Here is a 26,564-nt window from a genome sequence, read left to right as displayed (position 1 = left end):
TATTTATTCAAAACAAAAAACATCAGAACCTTAAAGGGTAATACTTCTTATATCATTCCGAAAAAATATAGTATTGCCATGGTTCCATTGAAAAAAATTGCTTTTCATTAAGCTTCATTTTTTCTCCTGTCATATAATCCGTATATTCACCCTTAACTTCAACTTTTGTACTTATTGGATTGTTTGAAAAATTCGCGATATAAAACACTTTCTTTCCGTCTTTTTCTCGAACAAAAGCTAAAATATTGTCATCATCATCTGTTTTAATTCTAGTATATTTAGCTTTGTTTTTTCCTCCGTTTAACGCAGGATTTTCAGCTTTAAGCTTTCCTAATTTTGCTCTTAATTCCCAATCTTTTCCTTTTGTTTTTGGAATTGAATCTTTTTCAAAAAACTTCAAACTGTGATTCAAACCATATTCATTTCCGCTGTAAATTAATGGCATTCCTGGCATCACATAAGATAAAGCGGTAATGGCTTCCTCTGCTTTGCCTAGTCTACTTTTTACAGTACCATTCCATGAATTTTCATCGTGATTGTCAATAAAATTCATCAAAATATCATTCGCTTCATAATCTTTATTTACCTTTTTAATATATGCATCCCATTCTTTCACGGTATTTTTGCCTTGAGCGATTCTATTCATGGTATGATGCGCTTCCCAACCATAAGCCATATCAAACAAACCATCTTTTAATAATTCTGGCTCCCAAGCTTCTGCCAACATGAAAATATTTTTCTCTCTTCTTAATTGAGGAATAGCTTGTTGCCAAAAATCTAAAGGTACATTTCCTGCCACATCACAACGGAAACCATCGATATTTTCGTTCTTTATCCAATGCAACATATCAGAAGTCATTTCTTTGCGAAGTTCTTTATTATCATAATTCAAATCAGCAACATCCGACCAACCCCAAGATTTACCCGTTTCTGGATTGATTGGATCGATGATTTCGCCTTTAGCATTTTTAGTATAAAATTCTGGATGTTCTTTAATCCAAACATGGTCCCAACCCGTGTGATTTGGAACCCAATCTAAAATCACATAAATCCCATTATCATGAGCTGTTTTTACTAAATTTCTAAAATCTTCAATTGTTCCAAATTCCGGATTTACTTTTTTGAAATCAGAAACCGCGTAGTAACTTCCTAAGTATTTGTGTTGCTCTTCTTTTGGCATTTCTGAAGCAAATTTGCTATTATCGCCACCAGTAGCTTTTCTCTTCGTTTGCGAAATAGGAAAAATAGGCATCACCCAAATGATTTTTACTCCCAATTCTTTTAACTGTGGAATGTCTTTAGTAAAGGCATTGAAAGTTCCTTCTGGTGAATACTGACGGATATTAACTTCATAAATAACAGCACTTTCTTCTACTTCTGGAGAAAATTTTGCGATTTCAGTTTTTGAATTTTCTACGGTTTTTTCTGTTTCGTTTTTACAACTCAATAAAGTCAAAACAGCTAATGCAGTAACAATTGTCTTTTTCATTTTTTATAGTTTTATTTTCCAAACATAAATTCTAACGGAATATTGACTCTTTTTTGCCAAGAAGCTTCCGAATGGTTTTCGCCTTCAAACTTTAAATTTCGAGAATCTACATCTGTATATCCTTTTGCTTTTAAAATTTCATCAACTCGATATTCATATTTTATATAAAAAGCATCTAAAGTTTCTGTTCCGTAATCGAAATATATTTTATGATTTTTAGCTTCGGGTAATTTCTTTTCCATGTACGCGAAAAAAAATTCCGGAATTGGGTTGTTCTCAAATTCTCTGAATCCAATCCAATGCGTTGATAAACAAGCTGCTTTTCCAAAAATAGTTGGATATTCACACAAAGCATACATCGAAATCAAGCCTCCCATACTCGAACCCATAATGGCTGTGTGATTAGCAGTAGTAAAAACAGAATACTTTTTATCAATGTAAGGCTTCAATTCTTCGACAATAAATTTCAAATAATTATCCGAGTTTATTTTGTTGTCATCAAATGGAAATTGAGATTTTTTAGCTTCCATTTGAATTTTCTCTTTTAACTCATTTGAAAGTGATTCGTAAGGTTTTTTTGGATATAAATCCATGTGACGCAAATTAGGAATGTTCCAAATAGCCACAACTATAAAATCATTTACTTTGTTTTCTTGCATCAGTTGGGATGCCACTTCATCAACCTTCCATTCTTGTTTGTTCCAAGTTTTAGTTGAATCAAAAAGCATTTGCCCATCATGCATATACAAAACATTGTACTTTTTTGTTTTAGAATAGGTTTTTGGTAACCAAACATCAACCGTTCTTGGCACAATATATTTTGATGGAAAACTTTTTACTCTTTCTATATTTCCTTCAAATTTTCCTGAATTTTCAAGAGCATAAGATGTTATCTTACTTTGAGAAAAAGCAAAACAAGAGCATAATAGAAAGAGTAATAGTTGTTTCATTATTTCAATTCTAAAATCATTGCCGATTTTCCATCTATCGCTAATTCAGTTTTCAAATCGATGGTTTTTCCTGAAAGAATATCATTTCCAGAAGTAAACAATTTGATATTTTCCTGAAAACGAGTAAGATTCAATTTCTGAGAATCTGGAGCATTATTGATAACCACCATAACCGTTTCTTTGTCATTGTGACGGAAATATACATATACATTATTTTCAGGAATGTAATGCGTTAGTTTTCCTGTATGAATAACTTCTTTGTTTTTTCTCCAATTCAATACTTTCTTAGAAAAATTGAAATATTTTGATTGCTCTGCTGTTCTTCCACTAGCTGAAAATGCATTGTTTGTATCGCCTTTCCAACCGCCAGGGAAATCTTGACGAATATCGGCATCGCCCATACCTTTGTCTCCCGCCATTCCAATTTCAGAGCCGTAATAAATTTGTGGAATTCCTCTCATGGTTGTCATAATGGTCATTCCTAATTGGTATTTTTTGAAATCGTTTTGATAAATTTGATTGAAACGACCAGTATCGTGATTCTCAAGGAAAATCAATAAATTATTTGGGTCGGCATACAAGAAATCGTTAACGAAATTCTCGTAAAACTTAATCATTCCGTTGCTCCAATCGGCTCTATCTTCATTGAAAACATTTCCAAAAACATCGTGCAATGTAAAATCCATCACGCTTGGTAAATAGGAATTATAACTTTGAATTTTAGCAATTGGACTGTCTTTTTGCCAATACGAAATTTGGGCTTGATCGTGCATCCAAACTTCACCAACAATATTGAAATACGGATATTCATCGGTTATGGCTTTTGTCCATTTTGCGATTCCTTCTTTATCGTTATACGAATAAGTATCTACTCGAAAACCATCTAAATCGGCATATTCTATCCACCAAATCGCATTTTGAATTAAATAATTCAACACTAATGGATTCGACTGATTTAAATCGGGCATGCTTGGCACAAACCAACCGTCCATACAATATTTAGCATCGCGTTTTGAACCATTAATATCGTATTGCGTGGTCATGCGATAATTGCTTTGGGCATAACCTGGAAATTGATGAAACCAATCGTAAGTTGGCATATCTTTAAACATCCAATGTTCAGCTCCCCAATGGTTCGTTACATAATCTTTGATTAATTTCATGCCTCGTTTGTGCATTTCATCGGCTAGCTTTTTGTATTCTTCATTGGTTCCATAACGCGGATCAATTCTGTAAACATCTGATTGTCCATACGTATGATACGAATAGCCTTTATCGTTATCTTCACACATTGGTGTGCTCCAAATTGCCGTTGCTCCTAATTCTTTGATGTAATCTAAGTTATTGATGATGCCTTGAATATCGCCACCATGTCTTCCTCCTGGTAAACTTCTATTGGCTTTTTCTTGTAATTCAGGCGAAGAATCGTTATTTGGATTTCCATTTGCAAAACGATCCGGCATCAATAAATACACCACATCAGAAGCATCAAAACTTTTACGAAGCGGCGAATTGGGTCTTCTCTTTTTGATTTCGAAATTTCTTTTGAATGATTTTTTACCATTGGTAAACGTAAATTGTAATTCTTGCGCTTTTACATTTTTGGTATCAATTGTAACGAAAAGATAGTTCGGATTTTCGGTTTTAGTTACATTCGTAATTACAACATTACTAGAAACTTGTACAGAATTTTGAGCGATATTCTTTCCGTAAAACAATACTTGAACTTCACTTTTATTCATTCCTTCATACCAAAACGGTGGTTCCATTCGGTCGATTTGAGCAACAACACTTGTTGAAAATGTAATTAAGAATAATAGAATTAATTTTTTCATCTTTTTTATTTTGATTAACCCTTTCAGAGTTTTAAACTCTGAAAGGGTTATAGACAGAATTAAATTATTTAACCTCAACAATACTAATAGCGTAGCCACCACCTGCTGCCGTTTTCAACTGCAATTTAGTCTTATTGGTTACTTTTTGTTTTGAAATTTTGTATGCTTGTGGATTGGTTTTGTAATCCGCATCGGCAGCATCCGCATATATAGTGGCTTCGTATTTTTTTCCTTTTTCTAAGAAATCTAATGTAACAGTTGATGTTCTAGTATTGTATCCGTTTGAATTTCCAACGAACCAATTGTTAGAATTTTTATCTTTTCGAGCAATCGTAATGTAATAACCTGGCTCAGCTTCTAAATATTTTGAAGTTGACCATTCTACCGGAACATCTTTAATAAATTGGAACGCATCTAAGAATCGATTATAATTTTCTGGTAAATCGGCAGCCATTTGAAGTGGCGAATACATGACCACATACAATCCCAATTGATTCGCTAAGGTTGTATTCACATGTGAATTGTTGTTTGGATTTAATTTGGCAATATCCATTTCAAAAACTCCTGGTGTGTAATCCATTGGACCACCAAGTAATCTCGTGAAGGGCAATAAAGTAGTATGATTTGCTTTTGAACCACCAAACGCTTGGAATTCTGTTCCACGAGCTGATTCGTTACCAATCATATTAGGATACGTTCTACAAATTCCTGTTGGACGAACCGCTTCATGCGCATTAATCATGATTTTATAATCGACTGCTTTTTCAATCACATATTGATAATGATTTAAAATCGATTGACTATAATGATGTTCGCCTAAAGGTAAAATGTTACCTACATAACCCGTTTTAGCAGCATCATATCCATTATCATTCATAAATTGAAATGCTTTGTCTAAATGACGCTCATAATTTCGAGTTGAACCAGAAGTTTCGTGATGCATAATCATTTTCACACCTTTAGATTTCGCATATTCGTGAATTCCTTTTACATCAAAATCAGGGTAAGGAGTAACGAAATCGAATACATAATCTTTTTCGTGACCGAACCAGTCTTCCCAACCTTCGTTCCAACCTTCTACTAAAACCGCATCGAAACCATGTTTAGCGGCAAAATCGATATATTCTTTTACGTGTTTTGTGTTAGCAGCATGTTTTCCGTTTGGTTTGGCTTTGGTGAAATCGGTAATTCCTAATTGTACGGATGGAATTTCATCGGTGTATGCCCAAGAGCTTTTTCCGGTAATCATTTCCCACCAAACTCCAATGTATTTTACAGGTTTAATCCAAGAAGTATCTTCTATTTTACAAGGTTCGTTTAAGTTCAATGTCATTCGAGAAGCTAAAATATCACGTGCATCAGAACTCGCAATTATCGTTCTCCATGGCGAAACACATGGTGCTTGTAAATGTCCTTTATTCCCTTTAGCATCTGGAGTTAAATGCGATTGAAAAACTAAGTTTTTATCATCCAAATTCAAATGCATACAGGAATAATTTATCAATGCCGCTTCATGAATATTGATATAAATTCCGTCAGCAGTTTTTAACATTAAAGACGTTTGAACTCCCGTATCTGAAAATTGTTTTTGAGAAGCATTTTCAGAAACAGCACCTCGGAATAACTTTCTGATTTCGGTTAATTTACTTTCTGTAAAATCGTATTCTTGTGTATCGTAATCACCTGGAATCCAAAATGCGGTGTGATCACCTGTCATAGCAAACTCGGTGCGTTCTTCTTTTAGTACAAAATACGTTAGGTTTTTTTGTTCAGGGAATTCGTAACGAAAACCTAAACCATCATTGAATAATCGAAAACGAATGATAATTTGTCTTTCGGTTTCATTTTGTTTCAGTGTAAGCGCTATTTCGTTGTAATGATTGCGAATTTGGGTTTCTTCTCCCCAAACGGTTTTCCAAGTTTCATCGAAAGTGTTTCGAACTTCGTTTACCAATTTAAAATCATTCAATAACGACTTTTTATCTTTTTGAAGTTCTAAACCTAACTTACTTTTTTTGATGATTTCTTTGTTCTTCGTAAAAAGTTGGTACGTTGGTGTACCATCATTTTCTAAAGCAAAAATCATCTTGAAATTTCCATTGGGTGATTTTAATTCTTGAGCATTCATCCCAAAAATTGAAAAAACCATCACGAATACTGAAACAAAAAATTTTTTCATTTTTTAATTTTTAATTAATTGCGATTCACCATTTACAAACACTTCCACATCCGAATTTCCTTCAATGGAAACGTTGGTTCCTTCTTGTTTTACTTCTACTTTTACAATGGCGTTTCTGAAATTCACTTTGAAAGAATAGCCTTTCCATTGTGCTGGAATTTTTGGTTCAAAATGCAATTGGTTATTTCTAACACGCATTCCACCAAAACCTTCAACGATACTCATCCAAGTTCCCGCCATTGAAGTAATGTGTAAGCCTTCTTCCACTTCTTTGTTGTAATCGTCTAAGTCCAAACGTGAAGTTCTTAAATAAAATGTATACGCTTGTTCCATTCTACCTAAAACAGCTGCCTGAATCGAATGCACACAAGGCGAAAGCGAACTTTCATGAACGGTAAACGGTTCGTAAAAATCGAAATGTTTCTCTAATTGTTCTTTGGTAAAATGATCTTCGAAGAAATAGAATCCTTGTAATGTATCGGCTTGTTTGATGTAAGGCGAACGTAAAATTCTATCCCAAGACCATTTTTGATTGATTGGTCGTTGCGATTTATCTAAATCGGCAACAGTAATTAATTCTTTTTCTAAGAAACCATCTTGTTGTAAATATACGCCATGTTCTTCTGAATAAGGGAAATACATATTATCTGCCACTTTTTTCATTGCTGAAATTTCGGCTTGTGATAATTTCACTTTATTCATGATTCGGGTATAATCCGATGGATATTCGTTTTCAATTTTATTGATTTGTTCAACAGTGTAATCAATACACCATTTTGCTATGTAGTTTGTGTACCAATTGTTGTTTACGTTATTTTCGTATTCATTTGGACCTGTTACTCCTAAAATCACATACTGATTTCTATATGTTGAAAAAGTAGCTCTTTGATGCCAAAAACGCGCAATTCCGATTAAAACTTCTAGTCCTTTTTCTGGAATATAAGAATAATCACCTGTAAATCGGTAATAGTTGAAAATAGCGAAAGCGATGGCACCATTTCTATGAATTTCCTCGAAGGTAATTTCCCATTCATTATGACATTCTTCTCCATTCATTGTTACCATTGGATACAGAGCAGCTCCATTTTTGAAACCTAATTTTTCTGCATTTTCGATTGCTTTATCCAATTGGTTGTATCGATACGCTAATAGATTTCTAGCAACTTGTTGGTCTTTGGTGGCCATATAAAAAGGAATACAATAGGCTTCGGTATCCCAATAAGTAGAACCACCATATTTTTCACCTGTAAATCCTTTTGGACCAATATTTAATCTGGAATCTTTTCCTAAGTAGGTTTGATTCAATTGGAAAATATTGAAACGAATTCCTTGTTGGGCTTTTACATCGCCATCAATAGTAATATCGCTCATTTCCCAAATTTTAGCCCAAGCTTGTTTTTGGTTTTCAGTTAATTGAGCAATGCCAATTTCTAATGCTTTTGCAATGCTTTTTTTAGCAGCTAAAATCGTGTCCTCATGATTCATTGAAACGGTGTAACCACCAATTTTTTGAATAGTAGTCGACTGCCCTTTTGTAACCGCAACTTGATAGCAAAACTGAATCTTTTCTTTCGTTTCTTCAACACTCACTGGAGCTACACTCAAATTAGAACCTTCTAACAAAATACTATTTTGCATAAAAGTTGTAGCTGTAAAATGCGTTTTGAACGTTCTAGCCGTTACGAAAGCTTCGTTTCCTGAATGTTTTACGCTTATTGGTTCCCAAAATTTTTCTTCCCAATTGGCATCTTCGTTATGAACTCCAGCGTCAACATAAGGTTTGAAAACAATTTTTGCATCAGAATTTAAAGCGGTGATTTCGTAGTTGATAACCCCAATTTCATCCAAATCTAAAGATAAGAAACGTTGCACTTTTACAGCGATTTCGGTTCCATTTGCTAAAATTGCATTGAAAGAACGATAATAAATTCCTTCTTTCATGTTCAACTCACGACGAAAATTAGAGACCGACTGACATTTAGCTAAATCTAAATTTTCGCCATTAATTTCGATGTCGATTCCAATCCAGTTGGGTGCATTTAAAACTTTAGCGAAATATTCAGGATAACCGTTTTTCCACCAACCTACTTTTGTTTTATCGGGATAGTAAATTCCGGCAATGTAGCTTCCTTGAAACGTTTTGCCCGAATAGTGTTCTTCAAAATTAGCGCGTTGCCCCATAGCACCGTTCCCGATACTAAATAAACTTTCAGAAGATTTAACTCGCTCTGCATCAAATCCTTCTTCAATAATCGACCAATTGTTAGGTTGTATATAATCTTGATTCATTTTTGTAATATGTCAATTTTGTTAATGTGTCAATTAGTCAATTTCTTAACCAATTAATTGCGATAAAAAGGCTTCATCTATAAAGGTGAAATCTTTAAAATTGTACTTTGCTTCGTATAAGACAGATGCATTACCAATTCCTACACTTATCATGTTGGCAATGTTTGCCGCTTGAATTCCCGCTACCGAATCTTCAAAAACGATAGCATTTTCATTGGAAACTCCTACCAATTGTGCTGCTCTCAAAAACACTTCTGGATCTGGTTTTGCGTTGGAAACGTCATTTCCGTCAACAATAGCATCAAAAAAGTGCATGATATTGGTTTTTTCTAAAATAGGTCGCGCGTTTTTACTTGCCGAACCCAAAGCAATGAATTGGTTTTTACTTTTCAGATATTCCAATACTTTTAGTACACCTGGAAGAATTTCACTTTCGTCCATGTCTACTAAATAGGAAAGGTATTCTTCATTTTTTTGAACCAACCATTTGTTTTTATCTTCTTGGGAACCTTGAACATTACCCAATTCTAAAATAATGTCTAACGAACGAACACGGCTTACACCTTTTAAACCTTCGTTATGTTCGTGCGTAAATTCGATTCCTAATTGGTTGGCCAACTTTTGCCAAGCTAAAAAATGATATTTAGCCGTGTCAACAATTACGCCATCAAGGTCGAATATGAATGCTTTTTTTGCCATATCAATTTTATTATCCAGAAATTGCATTTTTCTCGTTTATTAAAAAATTACATAGTCCTGCAATTATCAAAGAAATCCCAGCTAATATCATAGCATTGATGTGTGCCTCTCCGATTAACTTGTATAAAAAATTAATTCCTCCAAGAGCAGCTATAATCTGTGGAATAACAATAAACATGTTAAATAAACCCATCATCATTCCCATTTTATCTGGATTTACTGAACTTGATAACATGGCATAAGGCATTGAAAGTATACTTCCCCATGAAAAACCAATTAAAATAAAAGAATACATTAAAGTTGATGGGGTAGCAAAAAACATATAAATAAACCCAAATCCACCCATAATTAAAGAAACCATATGAATGTACTTTCTGTTTATTTTTCTTTTTAAAGTGTAAAAAGTCAATAAAAGTGCAAATGCCATTGATGACAACCCATAGACCCCAGTTGCTGAACCAACTAAATCAGCTGAATCATTGTAAACTTTATCTTTAGACTTGTACTCATTTTCAGCATTTTGATTTAAAAAAATCACATCTTTTTTAGCATCTTTCAGTACTTCACCGTCACTGTCTAATTTTGCAAATTCTTTCACATCTGGCTTTGGCGATTTATATACATGCTCCGTCAAAGCAGGTGTTGATAAACTCCACATTGTAAAAAAAGCAAACCAACTAAAAAATTGTATTAGACCTAATTTTTTCATTGTAGAAGGCATTTCTTTTAAACTCAAAATCAAATCAGGAATAAATCTTGATTCTTTTTTTTCGGAAAGAAATTTTTCTAAATCTTGAGGCGGATCTTCTTTTGTAGTAAAAATGGTAAATAAAATACTTCCAAAAAAGACGAAAGCACCAATTGAAAAAGCAACAATAACTGAAGGAGGAATTACTCCTGAAGATGCTTCATTTGATACACCTAATTTATTTACTAACCAAGGTAAATTACTTGCTATCCATGTTCCAATACCAATAATTAAGGTTTGAATTACAAAACCATTTGATCGTTGAGATTCTGGAAGTTTATCTGCAACAAGAGCTCGAAATGGCTCCATGCTAATATTTATACTTGAATCTAACACCCACAATAACCCTGCAGCTATCCATAAAGCAGGAGAATGAGGCATAATAAACAAAGTTGCAGATGCTAAAATTGCACCAATTAAGAAGAATGGTTTTCTTCTTCCAAATTTTGGACTCCAAGTATTGTCTGACAAATAACCCACTATTGGTTGAACCAAAAGTCCTGTTAAAGGAGCTGCAATCCATAAACCAGGGATATCGTCAACATTAGCACCAAGAGTTTGAAAAATTCGGGACATAAACCCTCCTTGAAGGGCAAAACCGAACTGGATTCCCAAAAAACCGAAACTCATGTTCCAAATTTCCCAGAAACCTAATTTACGCTTTTCCATTATCGTAATTTATTGATTAATAAATCGATAAGCGTTCTATGTACTTATCAAAACTTATGTTTTTAGAAGTGAAGTTACAAGCTTTGATTTCACAAATATAAAAGGTTATTTTTAATAAATAATTGCTTTTTGTCAAATATTTTTTATTCGAATAGTGTAAATTGAAATTTTAATTAATTGATTTTCAATTGTTTAAACTCAACTATCACGATTTCGTAGATTCTCGAATTATTAGATTCGTTTCGATGATTTCGGTTTTGTAATGTTCGTCTTCTTCATCTTCTAATTCCAATCTTTTGATTAGCATTTCGGCAGCTTTTCTTCCCATTTTTATACCGTTTTGACTGATAGTGGTAATGGTTGGAGTAGAATATTTAGAGATAATTCCATCCGTAAAAGCGACTACCGATAAATCTTCTGGAATTTTGATTCCCTTAGACATCGCTAATTTTATTGCTGTAACAGCAAATAACTCATTAACCGCCAAAATAGCATCCACCGACTTGTTTTCTAATAATTCATTAATTTTTTCATCGCAATGTTCAGTATCTTCAATTCGAATTATTAAGCTTTCGTCTACTTCTATTCCGTGATCGTGCAAAACATTTAAATAACCATCCGTTCTTAATTTACCAACACTAACATAATCAACTGTCGTTAGTAAAGCGATTTTCTTCAATCCTTTTGAAATTAAGAAATTAGTTGCTTCATACGCGGCTAATTGGTCATCTATAATTACTTTGTCACACAGAATATCATTAGAAATTCTATCAAAAAGCACCACAGGCATTCCTTGATTAATCACTTCTTGAAGATGGTGAAAATCTTTCTTTTGTTGGGTTTCTTTTGATAACGACATGATAAATCCATCAGTACTGCCATTAGCTAACATTTCCATATTGATGACTTCTTTGTCGAAAGACTCGTCAGATAAACACACAATAACATTATAACCACATTCGTTTGCCACTTGTTCAATTCCGCTAATTACTGTAGCAAAAAAGTGATGTACAATCTCAGGAATGATAATACCAATTGTCTTAGTTTTCTTATTCTTTAAACTTAACGCAATATTATTAGGCTTATAGTTGTATAATTTAGCAAAAGCTTGTACTTTTAAGCGAGTATCTTCGCTGATTTCTGGGCTGTCACGAAGGGATTTTGAAACAGTTGAAATAGATACATCTAATTCTTTTGCGATTTGCTTTAAAGTAACTTTTCTTCTCATAAGAATTTTAGTCGGTTATAATTTTTTAATAAATGTAACTTATTTTTTTGGGTCTTGCAATATTATGCTAAAAAATAGCTCAAATCCATAAAGTTTTCAACACGAAAACGTTTTCGAAAGGTTTTTCGCAAAACTCAATTTTTTTTGTATAGATTTTTACATAAATTTAACATTAGAAGTGAATTTACAAGCGATTAAAAAACAATTTAACCTAAACAATTTGTATGAAAACACTGCAAAAAAAGTTATTGCTTTTGCTACTGATGTTACCCTTTGGCTTATTGTCACAAAACACTCTCAAAGGAGTTGTTTTAGATGGCACTAACAACCAGCCATTACCGGGGGTTAACGTATTAGTCACAGGCACAACTAATGGAACTACTACCGACTTTGATGGAAATTTCACTTTAACAAACATCAAAAAAGGTGAAAAGATCTCATTTTCTTATATTGGTTTCACAGATGAAACACTAATTTATGAAAATCAGAAAACTATCACAATTACTTTAAAAGAAGATCAAAGAGAATTAAAAGATGTTGTGGTAATTGGATATGGGACAGTTAAAAAGAAAGATGCTACTGGATCTGTAAGTACAATTAACTCAAAAGATTTCAACAAAGGCACTGTTGTAACTGCCGAAAACCTATTAAATGGTAAGGTAGCTGGTTTGAGCATAAACACTGGAGGTGGAGCTCCCGGATCAGGTGCGGAAATTAGGATAAGAGGAGGTTCTTCATTATTGGCATCAAATGATCCACTTATAGTGATTGATGGATTACCAATATCAAACTCTGGTGTTGCTGGATCAACTTCAGTTTTATCTTCTATCAACCCAAATGACATTGAAAGTTTTACTGTTTTAAAAGATGCGTCTGCTACTGCAATTTATGGTTCTAGAGCTTCAAATGGAGTTATCTTAATTACAACAAAAAAAGGTAGTAAAGAATTAACTGTAGATTATAATTTTCAATATGGTAGCGGAAAAAAATTCAATAAAATAGATGTTTTTTCTTCACAGGATTATAGAGATTTGATAAATAATATTGGAACTGCTAATCAAATATCAATGTTAGGTAATGCTAATACCGATTGGCAAGAAGCAATCTATAGAAGAACTGACTTTGTAGATAATAATTTATCATTAAAAGGTAATTTATTTAAAATTATTCCAACAAGAGTATCAATAGGCAATACTTATCAAGAAGGATTACGATTGACAAATAATTTCAATAGAAATTCATTCTCTTTAAGTATGAACCCAAGTTTTTTTGATAATTACTTAAAACTTAACGTTAATGCAAATTATACAAACCAAAAAAACAGGTTTGCAGATGGTGTTGAAGGAGCTGCAATCAGATTTGATCCTACTCAACCAATTTATGACGACACAAATCCTAGTGGTTTTTTTGAATACATAACTGGATATAACAGTGGAAGCCCTGTTTATGCAAATCCATCTATCGGAAACCCTGTTGCTCAGTTATTACAGACAAATGATAGAGGTGTAAACAATCGTTTTTATGGAAATTTTCAAGTTGACTATAAATTCCATTTCTTACCAGAATTAAGAGCCGTGGTAAATTTAGGCTATGACAACAATGATGGTTCTAGAACGGTAAGAAGATCAAGACTTGCAAGATCAGGTTTTTTGAACAATAATATTTCGTTAGGAACTGACTACAGTGAATCAAATACAAGAATTAATAAATCGCTAGACTCCTATTTTATATACAACAAAACGATTGGAGATTTTGATATTGAAGGTACTGCAGGTTATGCATATCAAAAATTTGAAAACAGTGGTTTGTCAGGTTATAATGCTACGAATCCTACATCGGTTCAAAGAGCATATATTGATAATGATATTGTACTAATTGGATTCTTTGGTAGAGGTAACATAAACTTCAAAAACAAATACTTACTGACTTTTACTTACAGAAGAGACGGAACATCACGCTTTGGCGAATCTAATAGATGGGGTAATTTCCCTGCAGCAGCTTTTGCTTGGAAAGTTAAAGAAGACTTTTTCAAAAATTCAAAACTTATCTCTGATTTAAAACTTCGCTTAGGTTGGGGTATAACAGGCCAACAAGAAATCGTAGAATCTTTATTTTATAGACAATTATATAATATTGGAAATGGGAATTCACAGTATATCTTTGGTAATGATCCAATTAGTATAGCTGTACCAAGTGCTTACGGCCCTTTAAAATGGGAAGAAACCACTACTTATAATGCAGGAATTGATTTTGGAATTGCTGACAATAAATTATCTGGAAGTGTAGATTTGTTTTACAAAAAATCAAACGACTTGTTTCAAATAGGTCCGTTTGCCGATGGAGGTAACTACACAAATCAAGGTCCACAAAATGTTGGCGACATGAGTACCAAAGGTATTGAATTAAATATCAATTATAACATTATTAAAAATGAGAATGTTAATTGGGATGTTAATTTAAATGCTACAAAATTTGAAAGAAGAATTGATAAAATTGCAGCCGGAATCCCAATTTACACAGGCTTTACAGGAGTGGGTACAGGTGGTACATCACAAATTTTAGCAGAAGGATATACTCCAAATTCATTTTATGTTTACAAACAATTATATGATGCGAGCGGAGCTCCAATTGAAGGCGCATTTGCTGATTTAAATGGAGATGGTATAATTACAGGTGCAGACCGATATATATATAAAAATCCTGATCCAGATTTGTTATTAGGCTTTTCAACTACATTTAAATACAAAAATTTAGATTTAGGATTTAATTTAAGAGCTAGTGTAGGTAATAGAATCTTAAATACTATTAAATCTACTGGATCATATTACTCTCAATTAGAAAACGGTCAACTTCAAAATGTTTCTACTAATGTATTATATACAAACTTTCAAATTCAAAATGGCGAAAATGTATTATCTGATATGTTTATTGAGAACGGGTCTTTCTTAAGAATGGACTATGCAACAGTTGGATATACATTTCCAAAATGGTTAGATGGTAAAGCATCTGTGAGATTATTTACTGGAGTACAAAATCCATTCATAATTACAAAGTATTCAGGTCTTGATCCAGAAATTAACGGAGGTATTGATGCTACTATCTATCCTAGACAAAAACAAATTTTGTTTGGAGCAAATGTTAAATTCTAAAAAAATTGATTATGAAAAAAATAAAATTAACATTATTTACACTTTTAAGCTTAAGTATTTTTCTTCAGTCTTGTGTTGATGATTTAGATGTGACTCCAGAAGGAGAGACACAATTATCTGTTGAAGAATTTTATGCTCAACCAGGAGCTTATAAGCAAGCTTTGGCAGGTGTGTATGGCAATTTATCTTTAACAGGGACATCAGGTGCCGAATCTTCAAATATTGGAGGTATTGATGCAGGTACTAGCCAATATGGCCGTGTTTTATGGTATCTACAAAATTTATCTACTGATGAAGTAATTTGGAGTTATGAAAATGACCCAGGTACAAGAGAGATTCAAAGAAATATTTGGAGTGCAACAAATCCAATAATTAGAGGAATGTTTAGTCGCTCTACTTACCAAATAGCCTTAGTTAATGAATATTTAAGACAAACAAGCCCTTCTGTACTTAGCGGAAGAGGTGTTACAGACACAAATCTTCTTAACGATATAGAATTATACAGAAAAGAAGCACGAGTATTGAGAGCTTTAGCTTATTATCATTTAATGGATCTATATGGAAAAGCACCTTTTGTTACTGAAGATGATGCTATTGGAACAGCTGGTCCAGAGTATAACAGAGAACAATTGTTTAGTTACATTGAATCTGAACTTAATGAATTACTTCCTGATTTAAAAAATCCAAGAACAAATGAATACGGAAGATTGGATAAAGCCTTTGCAAATATGATTTTAGCTAAAATATATCTGAATGCAGAAGTGTATATTGGACAATCAAAGTATCAAGAGTGTATGAATGTTTGTTCAGAAATAATTTCATCTGGTTATACTTTAAACTCTAATTATCTTAACAACTTTAAAGCTGATAATCACACTTCTCCTGAGATGATATTTTCTCTACAATCTAATGGTGAAGTTACTCAAAACTATGGGCCTACTACTGTAATTATAAATGGTCAAGTAGGATCTATTGAAGCAAATGGATCACAATTTGGTGTTGGTGGCTGGGGAGGCGCCCTAAGGTTAAGAAAACAATTTGTTCAAAAATTTGATGGAAGTGAATTCTCATCAGATGTAAGAAAAACAATAATTTCAGGATCAAGAGATATAGAAATTACTGATATAGCAAATAGAGATCAAGGTTATGTCTTAGGTAAATTTTCAAACATTTCATCTACTGGCGTTGCAGGAATTAGCACAACATTTGTGGAGACAGATTTTCCACTATTCAGATATGCAGACGTACTTTTAATGTACGCTGAAGCTCAAATCAGAAAAGATGGTACAGCTAACAACACTTCGCTAGGATATATTAATAGTTTAAGAACTAGGGCAAATAATGGATCTACTTTAAACAATATTTCTTTATCATCTCTTACTTTAGATTTTATTTTAGACGAAAGATCTCGTGAGTTACATTGGGAAGCTCACAGAAGACAAGACTTGATTCGCTTTAATAAATATACCGGAGGAAGCTATAATTGGGCTTGGAAAGGAAATGGGGTTAATGGAATTGCACTAAGTAACCATCTTAAAGTTTATCCAATACCAGAAGCAGCTTTAGCTTCAAATCCAAATTTAACTCAAAATACAGGTTATTAATCAAAACTAAATAGAAAATATGAAAAATATAGTTAAATCATTTTTATCGATTGCTTTAATAGCAAGTCTAATTTCTTGTGAAGATGAGCAAGACTTATCCTACTTAACACCAGAAGGATCGTTTCAAATTTTAACACCAACATCTGGTGATGAAGTCGTATTAAGCGCTACAACTCCTCTTAATCCGGGATTATCTCTTTCTTGGGAAGATGCAAAATATGGCTCTACACCAACTGAGATAACTTATGAAATAGAAATTGATAAAACAGGAGACAACTTTGACACTCCTTTCACAATATCTAGTACAACAAATACTTACATTACAATTAATTCTGACGCACTAAATGGTGCTGTAGCAACAGTAGGACTAACCCCATTTTCACAGGGTTCAATTGATGTAAGAATAAAATCATCAGTTGGGTCACAATCAAGTGAAGTACAATATTCAAATGTTATTAATTATTTAGTAACACCATATTCAACTGAACTTCCTAAACTTGCAGTAGCAGGAAATCATCAAGGATGGAATCCACCAACAGCCCCAAGAATTGCATCATCTGCCTTTGGAGCTACCGATTATGAAGGTTATATGATGTTAGACGGAGGATTTAAATTTGTCGCACCTGATGCAGTTGGAAATTTCAACTGGGGAAATACAGATTATGGTGATGATGGTTCTTTTACTGGAATATTAGTTGAAACAGGTGAAAGTGATTGCAGTGCTGTAACAGGTTATTACAGAGTAAGAGCAAACCCAGCAACAGGCACTTACAATGTTGCTCCAGTTAGTTGGGGAATCATCGGAGCAGCGACTCCTACAGGATGGGATTCTGATACAGATTTAACTTATAACCCAACGACAAAAAAATTAGAAATTGCTAGTATCGCATTAGTACCAGGAGCATTCAAATTTAGAGGAAACAATGCATGGAGCAATGGTTTTGATTTAGGAACTGTTAATGCTGATGGTTTCTTAGTTGACGGAGGAGATTTAACTTTCTCTGGTCCTGCAGGAAATTATAAAGTTATTTTAGATTTATCTAATCCTAGAAGATACACTTACGAGTTAATTGCTCTTTAATTTAAATTATAAAGGGCTGCTATAAAGCAGCCCTTTTTTCCATTTACAGCTATGAAAAAAATAATATTTACATTGTTACTAACGTTAAGCAATCTATTCTTTGCTAATGCACAAGTAACCATCACCCCCAGCAGTTTTAATGTTACGGATCAAATTACAATCACAGTCTCAACAGTGGCTCAAGCATGTAATCTTATGGGAACAACCCCAACTAAAGTATATATGCACGCAGGAATTGGAGACGACAGCAATGCATTTGGTTTTTCAGTAGTAGGAAACTGGGGTCAAGACGACAGCGTTGGATTAATGACAAATAACGGAAATGGCACATGGAGTATAACCTTAACTCCTAGCACTTATTTTGGTTTAAATGGAACGCAACAAGCCAATGCTACAAAATTAGGAATGGTTTTTAGGAATGCAAACGGAAGCCAAACTTTAAAACTACCTCCATCTTGTGGTGATTTTATCTTCAATGTAGGTACTTTTCAAGTCAACTTAACTGCTCCGTCTAACAATAGTGCTACCATTATTAATTCTGGAGGTAATTTAAACATTGCTGCAACCAATACCGGCGGAAATGCTTTATATAATTTAAAGGCTAATGGAACAAGTATAAATACAAATACTACATCGAGTTATTCTTTTAATCATACCAATATTACAACAAATACAAGTTATGAATTAGAAGTAACTTTAGGAGCTTCCACTATAACAAGAAGATTTTCAGTAATTGTAAATCCAGGAAGTACTTCTCAAGCAATTCCCCTAGGTTTAGTAAACGGAATCAACTATAACACTTCCGACAACACTAGAGCTACCTTAGTTTTAGAAGCCCCTGGTAAAGATTTTGTTTATGTGGCTGGTAGTTTTAACAACTACACACCAAACAGTAGCTTTGCAATGAAGAAAGATCCTTCAAATGGTAAATTTTGGCTAGAACTTACTGGACTCACTCCTGGAGCCAACAACACCTATCAATATTGGGTAGTGGATCAAACTCCTATTGCTAATTCTCCAGCTTTAGTAAAAGTTGCTGACCCTTGCTCAACTATGGTTCTATCTCCATACGATGATTCAGGCATTTCAAGTACTAATTTTCCTAGTTTACCAACATATCCTTCCGGACAAGAACGTGAAGTAACTTGGTTTAAAACTGGAACAACTCCTTATAATTGGCAAGTAACCAACTTTACAAAACCAAATAAAGACAAACTAGTAGTTTACGAATTATTGGTGCGTGATTTCGATGCCAATAGAAGTTATCAAAACATTATTGATAGAATTCAATACTTCAAAAACTTAGGGATTAATGCTATCGAATTAATGCCAGTTATGGAATTTGAAGGAAATGAAAGTTGGGGTTACAACACTGCTTTTCATATGGCTTTAGATAAATTCTATGGAACACCAGAAAAACTGAAAGAATTGGTAGATTTATGTCATCAAAATGGTATCGCAGTTATTCTTGATATTGCTTTCAATCACGCATTTGGAAGAAATCCAATGATAAGAATGTGGATGAACGATCCTGATGGAGACGGTTGGGGTGGGCCAGCTAGTGATAATCCTTATTTTAACACTACAGCAAGACATAGTTATAGCGTGGGAGAAGATTTTAATCATTCTTCAACACTAACCAAAAACTATGTAAAACAAACTATCAAACATTGGATAACAGAATACAAAATAGATGGTTTCCGTTGGGATTTAACCAAAGGATTTACCCAAAACTGCAATTCAGGAGATGATGCATGTACTAATGCATATCAACAAGATCGTGTAGATGTATTAAAAGAATATGCAGATTATTCTTGGAGCTTAGATAATGACCATTATGTAATATTTGAACATTTAGGAACTGATAATGAAGAACAGCAATGGGCAAATTACAGATTAGGAGAAGGAAAAGGAATTATGATGTGGGGAGAAATGTATACGCAATATAAAGAACTTGCTATGGGATTCTCAACACAAAATATTTCTAGAATGGGGCATACAAGTCGCGGATTTTCTGGAAAAAGATTAATTGGATATCCAGAAAGTCATGATAAAGATAGAATGATGTATGAAGCTGTAACTTATGGCAATGGTGGTGGAACTTCACCAGTCAATGGTAATTTAACCAATGCATTATCTAGAATGGGAGCTTTAGGAGCAATGAGTATTCTTGTTCCCGGTCCAAAGATGATTTGGCATTTCGCTGAATTAGGCAACAATCAATCTATTTACACCTGTGCTAATGGAACTGTTAACGACGAAGGTACATTCTATCCTGGTGATTGTAAATTAGATACTAAAGAACAAGTGCAATGGACTCAAAACTGGTTGTCGGATACCAGGAGAACAGCTATTTTGAGCGATTGGTCAAAATTAATTAGCCTAAAAACTTCTGAACCAGTATTTAGTTCTGACTTTGCAATTAGTCCAGATGGAAGTAACATCCGTCAAAGATTGTATGTATATAACAATGCTTACCCAACTACTCAGTTGCGGAATGTAGTTGTTATTGCTAACTTTTCTGTAGCAAATCAAAGTATAAACCCTAGTTTCCCAACAGATGTATATACCTATCCAATGACCTGGTATAATTTAATGGATAACACTCCTGTAACGATTACTAGTCCAACAGCAACGATCGCTTTAACTCCGGGACAATTTAGAGTATATGGAAATAAACCTTCAACTTTATCTTCTAACGATTTAGAAGTGATAAAAAGCAACATTGACATATATCCAAATCCAACACGAAACAGTTTTGCTCTTTCTGCAGACGTAACCCATGTTGAGATTTATTCAATGACTGGACAATTAATAAAGACATTTTCAGATGTAATCTCTAATCAACAACTAGATATTACTAATCTTGAAACTGGAATGTATTTAATAAAAATAACAGATAGTAATGGTATAAGCCAATCAAAAAAATTAATAAAAGAATAAGTTTATAGTTAATTAAAAAAGCCGCAAAAAAATTGAGCGGCTTTTTTTACAAATAAAACTTAAAAAGAGTTTTACAAAAATTACTATTTCCTGAAGGCTTACAATATTCACTTAAAAAAAAAGAATATCTAACCTCAAAAGCAGGCACTTTATTTGAACTAACTAATTGCTTTTCAAAGCATTTGTGGTAGTAAAAATAAAAAAAGACTTACCAAGAAAACCTGATAAGTCTCATTTAGTACCCGGAGTGGGAATCGAACCCACACACCTAAGTACACGAGTTTGAGTCGTGCGCGTCTACCAATTCCGCCATCCGGGCAATGGAAAATGATATTTGTATCATTAAGTGGGTGCAAATGTAAAAAATATTTCTGCAATTCATAAAAAAATAGTTAAAAATATCCTTTCAGAGTTCGATTTTATTTCTAAATTTGCACCTCGTTAACACGACACAACACTAACTAACTACTAAACAATAAATTAACATGCTGTATCAAGAACCAGAAGCAAAAATTTTTGCATGTTCTCAGAGTGTGTATTTAGCCGAACAAATTGCTGAAAAGTATGGCGTTCCGCTAGGTAAGATTACGTTCTCTAAATATAGTGATGGCGAATTTCAGCCTTCTTTTGAAGAATCGATAAGAGGATTGCGCGTATTCCTTGTTTGTTCGACTTTCCCAAGTTCGGATAATTTAATGGAATTATTATTGATGATTGATGCAGCAAAAAGAGCATCAGCACGTCATATTACAGCGGTTATCCCTTACTTTGGTTGGGCAAGACAAGACAGAAAAGACAAGCCAAGAGTGCCAATTGGAGCAAAATTAGTTGCAAAATTATTAGAAACTGCTGGAGCAACCCGAATTATGACCATGGATTTACATGCCGATCAAATTCAAGGGTTCTTTGAAAAACCAGTAGATCATTTGTTTGCTTCTACTATCTTTTTGCCTTATGTGAGAAGTTTAAATTTAGAAAATTTAACTATCGCATCTCCAGACATGGGAGGTTCAAAAAGAGCTTACGCATATTCTAAATTTTTAGAATCTGATGTTGTCGTTTGTTACAAGCAAAGAAAAAAAGCGAATGTAATTGACACCATGGAGCTAATCGGAGACGTAAAAGGCAGAAATGTTATTTTAGTTGACGACATGATTGACACTGGAGGCACATTAGCAAAAGCTGCTGATGTAATGATGGAAAAAGGAGCATTAAGTGTAAGAGCAATATGTACGCACCCTATTTTATCAGGTGAAGCGTATGAAAAAATAGAAAATTCTAAATTATTAGAATTAATTGTTACCGATTCAATTCCTTTAAGAAAAGAATCAAAAAAAATAAGAGTGGTAAGTTGTGCACCATTATTTGCAGAAGTAATGCACATGGTTCAAAACAACAACTCAATTAGTGGTAAATTTTTGATGTAATCAAGAATCCACTCTAATAAGTATTTATTAATTATATATATTTTACAATGAAATCAATTACGATTAAAGGATCAGAAAGAGAAAACGTAGGTAAAAAGGCAACTAAAGCCGTACGTGATGCTGGAATGGTTCCTTGCGTTATCTACGGAGGAAATCAACCAGTTCATTTTGTTGCAGACGAAAGAGCATTTAAAGATTTGGTTTACACTCCAAACGCACACACAGTTGTAGTTGAGTTAAACGGAACGTCTTACAATGTTATTATGCAAGACATTCAATTTCACCCAGTTTCTGACAAAATTTTACACATTGACTTCTTCCAATTAAGTGATGACAAAGAAATCATCATGGAAGTACCAGTTAAAGTTACAGGAACTTCTCCAGGGGTATTATTAGGAGGTGTTTTACGTTTAAACCAACGTCGTTTAAAAGTAAAAGCTTTACCTAAAAACTTACCTGACTTTGTTGAAGCTAACATTTCAGAATTACAAATGGGTAATAAATTGTATGTAACTAAATTAGAAACTAACAATTTCAAATTAATGCACCCAGATAACACTGTAGTTTGTCAAGTGAGAATTTCTCGTGCGGCAATGAAAGCAGCTCAAGAAGCAGCAAAAGCAGAAAAAGGAGCAAAAAAGAAAAAATAATTTCTTTACAAGCCATACAAAAGAAGCATCAGTTTTTACTGGTGCTTTTTTTATGCTTTTCAGTATCTAAACTTTGCATTACTTTTGTAATATGAATTGGTTATTAAATCTAATTAAGAAACAAAAACAAGACACTATTCCAATGAAGAAATTCTTAATCGTTGGGCTTGGAAACATTGGCTCAGAATACGCAAATACACGACATAATATCGGTTTTAAAATTTTAGATTATATTGCTAATCAAGAAGGGATTTCGTTTCAAACGGTAAAATTAGGAGAAGTTGCTGAACTAAAAATAAAAGGAAGAACACTTCTATTGCTAAAACCAAATACCTACATGAATTTGAGTGGGAAAGCGGTAAAATATTGGTTAGAAAAAGAAAATATCGAAAAAGAAAATATGTTGGTCATTACTGACGACTTAAATTTAGCCTTTGGAACTATCCGAATAAAAACCAAAGGAAGTGACGGCGGTCATAACGGACTTAAAAACATTCAATTATTATTAAACTCAACAGAGTATCCTAGATATAGATTTGGAATTAGTGATGCTTTTAAAAAGGGGCAACAAGTTGATTATGTTTTAGGAGAATGGTCAGAAGAAGAAAAAGAAAAACTAAAAGAACGATTAGAAATTAGTTCTGAAATAATAAAATCTTTCGCTTTGGCAGGCTTAAACAACACCATGAATGCTTATAATGGAAAATAAAAAAGGGAAGCTTAAAGCTTCCCTTTTTGTTGTATTTAACTCTTTTGGCTACTCAACCACGATTTTCTTAGTTAAGCTTCTTGAACCATCTTGAACTTTAACTAAATAAACTCCAGATTGAACGTTATCTAACTGAATAGTTTCGTTGAATAATCCGTTGTTTTGATATCTTCTATCGTAAATTACTCTTCCTCTCATATCAAAAACAGTTACACCTATTTTATCTGAACTAGGAGTAAATTGTACTGAGAAAGTACCGTTATTTGGATTAGGATACAAGTTGATATCGGTTAACTCAAAACTTTCAGTTGGTAAACTTGCTTGTTTTGCAAATGAATAAACACCTTGTATACCATTTGTAAACGTCGCTGTTAATGTTACTCCAGTAGCACCAAACGAACCTATTGTAACTGGTTGAATTTCTCTTGTTACACCATCTCTAACTACATAAAGTAATGATCTTGTATTACTAGTAGCAGCTTCCCATCCTGCAATTTCAGCTTCAGTAAAGTAAAATGTAATAGTTGAATTTCCTGTTACAACATTAGTTGGTGTAATAGTAAATTGTTTTGACATTGCATAGTTAGTAGTCCCAGTAACTGAACCATATTGTAGTGCCCCAGTTCCAGATCTTGTTACAGCAACAGAAGTACATCCAAAATCAGTAGCGCTATTAACCGTTATCCCTGTCATTATATTTCTTGCTGCAACTGAGTCATAAAAAGTAGCTGTACCTGCACCTTTTAAACTATTATTACCACTAGTAGCTGTATTAACCGTTGTCTGAACATTTGTATTTACAGTAGAAGTCAATAATACAGAATCCAACAACAATAAACCTGTTGCAGTATTTAAATTACTATGTCTGAAAACAATGTAACCCGTTTGACCTGCTAAAGCTAATAAACTATGATTTCTTAACACTGAAGCGCCAGAAGCAATTGTAGTAGCTGTCTGTAATACTGTTCCTGATGTTATATTTGCTTCAGTTGAAACGTTTGTTGTAAAATAAACAGTATAATTACCGGCAGTAGCTCCATAACCTGCCATAATATAGGACAAATTAACTGATACAGCACCAGTTGGAATTGTTACTTGAGGACTAATAAAGTAATTGTTAGGGGTAGCATTACCTGTACCTCCTAAGAAAGATCTACTTTTTTCAGAATAAGCACAACGTCCTACAATAAGATTTGGAGCAGTTCCAACGCCTGCTGCACCATTAACAATTCCCCATCTATCAGCATCAGCATCTAATAAAGTCCAGCCTGTTGAATCTTCAAAATCTTCATTGATTAATGTGTTCACAACAGTAGATGAAGGCGCTACATCATCATTTAAAATTGAAAAAGTTAATTTATTCCCTTCAGCATTTGCTACAGCATCACCTCCGTTAGCATTAACAGTAAAATTAATAACTATATTTTCAACAGATTCAATATAGGCATCATTATAAACTCTAACTACTAAATTTTGGTCTGCAGTTGAACCCGAGTTAAAAGTAACAGTAGGCGTCATAATAGCAAAGTCATTAGCATTCGCTGTAGATGCTGCATCAACAGTAAAAGTCACTACTGCATTTGCAGTTGGTGCTTTGTTAATATTTAAAGGAATAGTATAATCAGTAAAACTACATCCATTTCCTTCCGTTTTATCTGAGTTTTGAACTCTTGACTCACAAACTAATCTTTTAAACTGGATAGTTGCTTGAGGTGTATTACAAACTGTAGAAACCAATAAATCATCTCTACGAGGAGAATTCATCAAAACAGCTAACATTCTATCTTTTTGATCTTGAGTAAACATATTCATACAGGCGTCATCTGTATAATCCATGTAATTCTCGATTTGATCTTCACCTGGAATAGTTGGGCAAGAATCAGTACCAGTTGGACAACCAAAATTAGCAGCTGCCGAAGCTGGAGTGTCTGCACAAAAATCTTCATTAGTAGCTACGTTAGTTGTGCCTGACGGACAACCATCATCTCCCCAAATATGACGTAAGCCTAACATATGTCCAACTTCGTGAGTCATAGTTCTACCTTTGTCATAAGAAGTTCCGCCATATGAACCTGCTGGAAAGATATTTCTTGAACCCCAAGTATCAAAACTACAAACTACGCCATCAGTAGAAGCTTCACCTGCAATACAATCTTCAGTTGGCATTCCTGCTAAACCTGAACCTGAAGGAAATTGAGCATAACCTAAAACACCAGCTAAATCACCTCCGAATCGGAAAGTCCACATGTTTAAATATTTTGTTGGATCCCAAATTGTTGCTGCTTTTGCAGCTTCAACATCTGCCTCTGCATAAGAAGCAAGTGCTCGGCTTACTCTATCAATACCATTTGTTGGATTTCCATTAGGATCAACTACTGCTAAACAAAATTCAATAGTAGTATCTACTCCACTACCATCACCAGGTGTACCTGCTAATTTTCTAAAATCTTGATTAAAAACCGTTATTTGTGATAATACCTGACCATCTGCAATATTCTCTCCTGTACCTAATGCATCACCATTATGGATAATATGAACTACAACAGGAATTCTGATTACAGCAGGGAGTCTACCTTCTGAACGTTTCTTTTTAATTTCTTTTAATTTTGGAGCTAACCATTCTTCAAACGCTTCATTTGAAACTGCTAGACCTTTATTTTGTTTGCTTTTTAAATATTCTGTGCTCGCGCATCTGACAATTCCATTGGGACCAAAGGTTCGCGCTTGAGAAATGCCGTTAGCAAAAGTCTCATCTGTTCTAACTAAGTTTTTAGTTTTTAACTCTTGAGCAAAACTAAAAAACCCAGAAAACAGAAAAACACTTAATAGTAAGTTTCTTTTCATTTTGGGGTAAATTTATGATTAGGGCATAAAATTATATAAAAAAAAGGAGAAAATTTAAATTTCCTCCTTTT

The 26,564-nt window shown here is 33.6% G+C and carries 16 protein-coding genes and 1 tRNA gene; 7 read left to right on the top strand and 10 right to left on the bottom strand.

Annotated features, from left to right (window positions below; all coding sequences use genetic code 11):
• Positions 1 to 52: 52 nt before the first annotated feature.
• The 8 genes from IM755_RS04425 to IM755_RS04390 all read right to left on the bottom strand — a co-directional run bounded on the left by IM755_RS04425 (position 53) and on the right by IM755_RS04390 (position 12,086).
• Positions 53 to 1,489: an alpha-amylase family glycosyl hydrolase gene (locus IM755_RS04425; protein ID WP_194093984.1), complete on the bottom strand. Its 1,437-nt coding sequence runs from the start codon at positions 1,487 to 1,489 to the stop codon at positions 53 to 55.
• A gap of 11 nt (positions 1,490 to 1,500) precedes the next feature.
• Positions 1,501 to 2,439 carry an alpha/beta hydrolase gene (locus IM755_RS04420; protein WP_194093982.1) on the bottom strand — a complete coding sequence of 313 codons (939 nt, stop codon included), beginning with the start codon at positions 2,437 to 2,439 and terminating at the stop codon, positions 1,501 to 1,503.
• Entirely contained in the window at positions 2,439 to 4,274 is a 1,836-nt protein-coding gene (locus tag IM755_RS04415; RefSeq protein ID WP_194093980.1) for a glycoside hydrolase family 13 protein, read from the bottom strand. Before IM755_RS04415 ends, IM755_RS04420 begins: the two co-directional genes overlap by 1 nt.
• Before the next feature lie 64 nt (positions 4,275 to 4,338).
• A complete protein-coding gene (locus IM755_RS04410) occupies positions 4,339 to 6,453 on the bottom strand; it encodes a glycoside hydrolase family 97 protein (RefSeq protein ID WP_194093978.1) in 2,115 nt (704 codons plus the stop codon).
• A gap of 3 nt (positions 6,454 to 6,456) precedes the next feature.
• The gene (locus tag IM755_RS04405) at positions 6,457 to 8,742 is read right to left on the bottom strand and encodes a glycoside hydrolase family 65 protein (RefSeq protein WP_194093975.1); all 2,286 of its coding nucleotides are present in this window, start codon (positions 8,740 to 8,742) and stop codon (positions 6,457 to 6,459) included.
• Positions 8,743 to 8,787: 45 nt separating this feature from the next.
• Positions 8,788 to 9,441, bottom strand: a complete 654-nt coding sequence (gene pgmB / locus IM755_RS04400) for a beta-phosphoglucomutase (protein WP_194094479.1) — start codon at positions 9,439 to 9,441, stop codon at positions 8,788 to 8,790.
• Positions 9,442 to 9,451: 10 nt separating this feature from the next.
• Positions 9,452 to 10,858 carry an MFS transporter gene (locus IM755_RS04395; protein ID WP_194093973.1) on the bottom strand — a complete coding sequence of 469 codons (1,407 nt, stop codon included), beginning with the start codon at positions 10,856 to 10,858 and terminating at the stop codon, positions 9,452 to 9,454.
• Between the two features lie 205 nt (positions 10,859 to 11,063).
• A complete protein-coding gene (locus IM755_RS04390) occupies positions 11,064 to 12,086 on the bottom strand; it encodes a LacI family DNA-binding transcriptional regulator (protein ID WP_194093971.1) in 1,023 nt (340 codons plus the stop codon).
• A gap of 224 nt (positions 12,087 to 12,310) precedes the next feature.
• Between IM755_RS04390 and IM755_RS04385 the strand changes: the two genes are divergently transcribed.
• From IM755_RS04385 to IM755_RS04370, 4 genes are all read left to right on the top strand, one after another.
• On the top strand, positions 12,311 to 15,235 hold the full coding sequence (locus tag IM755_RS04385; RefSeq protein WP_194093968.1) for a SusC/RagA family TonB-linked outer membrane protein: 2,925 nt from the start codon (positions 12,311 to 12,313) through the stop codon (positions 15,233 to 15,235).
• 89 nt (positions 15,236 to 15,324) lie between these two features.
• On the top strand, positions 15,325 to 16,839 hold the full coding sequence (locus IM755_RS04380; protein ID WP_317172427.1) for a RagB/SusD family nutrient uptake outer membrane protein: 1,515 nt from the start codon (positions 15,325 to 15,327) through the stop codon (positions 16,837 to 16,839).
• Between the two features lie 19 nt (positions 16,840 to 16,858).
• The gene (locus IM755_RS04375; RefSeq protein ID WP_194093964.1) at positions 16,859 to 17,920 is read left to right on the top strand and encodes a SusE domain-containing protein; all 1,062 of its coding nucleotides are present in this window, start codon (positions 16,859 to 16,861) and stop codon (positions 17,918 to 17,920) included.
• Between the two features lie 51 nt (positions 17,921 to 17,971).
• Entirely contained in the window at positions 17,972 to 20,863 is a 2,892-nt protein-coding gene (locus tag IM755_RS04370; protein WP_194093962.1) for an alpha-amylase family glycosyl hydrolase, read from the top strand.
• Positions 20,864 to 21,102: 239 nt separating this feature from the next.
• Here IM755_RS04370 and IM755_RS04365 read toward each other — a convergent pair.
• Positions 21,103 to 21,182 (bottom strand) — tRNA-Leu (locus IM755_RS04365).
• A gap of 166 nt (positions 21,183 to 21,348) precedes the next feature.
• Here IM755_RS04365 and IM755_RS04360 point away from each other — a divergent pair.
• From IM755_RS04360 to pth, 3 genes are all read left to right on the top strand, one after another.
• A complete protein-coding gene (locus IM755_RS04360; RefSeq protein WP_026725217.1) occupies positions 21,349 to 22,290 on the top strand; it encodes a ribose-phosphate pyrophosphokinase in 942 nt (313 codons plus the stop codon).
• A 47-nt stretch (positions 22,291 to 22,337) separates the two neighbouring features.
• Positions 22,338 to 22,940 carry a 50S ribosomal protein L25/general stress protein Ctc gene (locus IM755_RS04355; RefSeq protein WP_194093960.1) on the top strand — a complete coding sequence of 201 codons (603 nt, stop codon included), beginning with the start codon at positions 22,338 to 22,340 and terminating at the stop codon, positions 22,938 to 22,940.
• Positions 22,941 to 23,082: 142 nt separating this feature from the next.
• A complete protein-coding gene (gene pth / locus IM755_RS04350) occupies positions 23,083 to 23,649 on the top strand; it encodes an aminoacyl-tRNA hydrolase (protein ID WP_194094477.1) in 567 nt (188 codons plus the stop codon).
• Between the two features lie 48 nt (positions 23,650 to 23,697).
• Here the strand turns inward: pth and IM755_RS04345 are convergent, their stop codons facing one another.
• The gene (locus tag IM755_RS04345; RefSeq protein WP_194093957.1) at positions 23,698 to 26,493 is read right to left on the bottom strand and encodes a M43 family zinc metalloprotease; all 2,796 of its coding nucleotides are present in this window, start codon (positions 26,491 to 26,493) and stop codon (positions 23,698 to 23,700) included.
• Positions 26,494 to 26,564 lie beyond the last annotated feature (71 nt).

Source organism: Flavobacterium proteolyticum, assembly GCF_015223105.1.
Classification (GTDB): domain Bacteria; phylum Bacteroidota; class Bacteroidia; order Flavobacteriales; family Flavobacteriaceae; genus Flavobacterium; species Flavobacterium proteolyticum.
The sequence above is the reverse complement of the archived record's forward strand: the minus strand, read 5'-3'. Positions and strand labels throughout refer to the sequence as shown.